Genomic DNA, 1,822 nt, shown 5'->3' on the forward strand with positions numbered 1-1,822 from the left:
TATTGGATGTAGGACCTGGAGAGTATTTACAGTGGTATGTAGTCCGCCTGTAGAAACTATACCGGCAACAGAACAGGAGCGCTGAGCGCCGATGTCTAGGCAAGAACTCGGCGCTCAGCGTGACGGGTTGGTATATGACCGACTGTTTGAAATCAGAATCCCCGTCTAGGTAACAGCGGGGAGCTTTAAAGGTAAGGTCTTTACACGCTGGTGCTTTCTTCGGGCATTGCCACTAGTGCTACATCCACCTGGTCTTCTTCAAGTTGGGTTAAATCTACTTTAATACCAGGTCCAAAGAATTTTTCCAGTTTTTCCTGCTTTTTGAGCCAAGTCTCAAAAGGAATTAGTGGGGAGTCAAATTCGAGAATTAAGGCATAAGCACCATCCACCGAAGTTTCTCGTAAACCCATCAACACAGGTCTTTCTTCATCAGTAGGAGATAAACCCAGGCTTTCCAAGGAACTATCTAGATGGGCTTCTTGACCATAACGATATCGCGTTACGTCTTTGCGAATTTGATTTTGGATTGGGGTGGCGGTTTCCTCTCGCAGCGTCAGGACTTCAGGAATTGTTGGTTGGCTTAATTCTACAGGCTTTAACTCCGCAGCTTTGAGGGCAAGACCTCCTAGTAGAATTGGAATTCCGTAAAAGAATCCCACTAGATTCACTGTAGCATTATCGGTGGCGTAGGCAACAAAGCCGATTACGGTCAGTAATCCACCAATGACTAGACCTAAAGTTCCTAGGGAAGTTCGGGGTAACATTATTTAGCTATGTAACAGAAATAACTCCAGTTTTATTATCCTAGAGCGCTGGTCAAGTCATAGAAGTTGACAAAATGACCGATATATGGGTTAAAGTAAAATTCCTCCACTCCTATCCCCCCTATTTCCCCTATACCCCATTGACAGATCATCAAATTGACCCAATACTTCATTCTGACTTAACCGATATTCCAGACTCTGGCTAAGTCAGAATGAAGTAATAAATGCACCCAGTCTTTCTCTGACATACTTTATTCCCCTTTTTATGGGAAAATTTGATCGTTATTATAAAATTGTTGTAGACAAGAGACAGCCAAAAATGGAATTGGAAAAAATTAAGGAGCGAATTACCTTAATCACCAGTAAACGGGAATCCTTGCTACGGCTTCTGGAGCAACCAGATTTGGGAACCCTCCGAATTGATGTTAATCAAGCCCTAGAAGAACTCGATGACCTAATCGATGAATTTAAGCGTACTTTCCCGGAATAAAAAGGCTAACTGATGCCTCAAACAATTGGCGTTGCTGATTAATGGAATAATTGAAGGTAATTAGGTAATAGGGAAATCAGCCCACTATAATAATTGCATAATTCCTTAGTTTAGCAGCGCGTTATTCTAGTTTTCGTTTCTCAGCTGATTTTAGCTAGTGGTTCTAGATGGTTAAGTTTACTGCTGCCCATTTTCCTAACTAAATTAATTAGATCTGAAGTGGCAACATCTTTCCTACAAAAGATATCAACGGGAGCAGTTTGGCTCATCACTTCAATTTGGGGGTCTTCTACTGAAGAGTAGGCAATGATTTTAGTGTCTGGCTCTAGGCTTTTGATCCGGGTGGCTGCACTTAGACCATCCATCATAGGCATTTGTAGATCAAGTACAATCACATCCGGGTGATGGCACTCTACCATATCAATGGCTTCTTTCCCGTTACTAGCAAGAGCAACTATCTCAATATTCTCCTGAGCCGAAAATGCTAAATGAAGGCTATATCGAGTTAATTCATGGTCGTCAACTACTAGAACTCGCAAGGCAGGATGCTCACAGGACAACATAGGAA

The 1,822-nt window shown here is 42.3% G+C and carries 3 protein-coding genes; 1 reads left to right on the forward strand and 2 read right to left on the reverse strand.

All coding sequences use genetic code 11. The features are described 5' to 3' along the window. Nucleotides 1-200: 200 nt before the first annotated feature. Complete coding sequence (locus F6K20_RS36820; RefSeq protein ID WP_008189999.1) at nucleotides 201-764, reverse strand: DUF2854 domain-containing protein; 564 nt, start codon at nucleotides 762-764, stop codon at nucleotides 201-203. Nucleotides 765-1,029: 265 nt separating this feature from the next. Between F6K20_RS36820 and F6K20_RS36825 the strand changes: the two genes are divergently transcribed. Next, a complete protein-coding gene (locus tag F6K20_RS36825) occupies nucleotides 1,030-1,254 on the forward strand; it encodes a hypothetical protein (protein WP_008189995.1) in 225 nt (74 codons plus the stop codon). Between the two features lie 140 nt (nucleotides 1,255-1,394). Here the strand turns inward: F6K20_RS36825 and F6K20_RS36830 are convergent, their stop codons facing one another. Beyond that, nucleotides 1,395-1,817: a response regulator gene (locus F6K20_RS36830; RefSeq protein ID WP_008189993.1), complete on the reverse strand. Its 423-nt coding sequence runs from the start codon at nucleotides 1,815-1,817 to the stop codon at nucleotides 1,395-1,397. Nucleotides 1,818-1,822: the final 5 nt, after the last annotated feature.

Source organism: Moorena sp. SIO2C4 (assembly GCF_010672485.1).
Classification (GTDB): Bacteria; Cyanobacteriota; Cyanobacteriia; order Cyanobacteriales; family Coleofasciculaceae; genus Moorena; species Moorena producens.

Excerpts from the sequence above, each read along its gene's own strand:
- F6K20_RS36825 (WP_008189995.1), top strand. The coding sequence starts at position 1,030 with ATGGGAAAATTTGATCGTTATTATAAAATTGTTGTAGACAAGAGACAG.
- F6K20_RS36830 (WP_008189993.1), bottom strand. The coding sequence starts at position 1,817 with ATGTTGTCCTGTGAGCATCCTGCCTTGCGAGTTCTAGTAGTTGACGAC.
- F6K20_RS36820 (WP_008189999.1), bottom strand. The coding sequence starts at position 764 with ATGTTACCCCGAACTTCCCTAGGAACTTTAGGTCTAGTCATTGGTGGA.